Below are 237 nucleotides of genomic sequence, written 5' to 3' on the forward strand. Positions count from 1 at the left end.
GTCGAACGCCTACTCGCTGACCTGGAACGCCACCCGCGCCGTCTCGCCGCTTTCATCCACCGCGCTGAGCTCGGCCTGTCCGACCTGCGGCAAGCGAACCAGCAGGCTGTCCTGCCCCTGGGTTTCGCCCAAGGGCTGGCCATTGAGGAACCACCAGCGCCGCCCGCCCCCGCCCAAGGCCGATACATAGAGTTGCAACGGCTCGCTGCTGGTGGCCGGGCGGCGCAGGTTGTCGCC

1 protein-coding gene is annotated in these 237 nt (G+C 69.6%); it reads right to left on the minus strand.

Annotation, left to right across the window (positions count from 1 at the left end; all coding sequences use genetic code 11):
- Nucleotides 1-9: 9 nt before the first annotated feature.
- Nucleotides 10-237 (minus strand): hypothetical protein (locus SB765_RS33635; protein ID WP_410933035.1); only part of this gene is annotated, 228 nt, incomplete at its 5' end.

The organism is Pseudomonas sp. SIMBA_067, from assembly GCF_046534675.1.
In the GTDB taxonomy this organism is placed as follows: domain Bacteria; phylum Pseudomonadota; class Gammaproteobacteria; order Pseudomonadales; family Pseudomonadaceae; genus Aquipseudomonas; species Aquipseudomonas putida.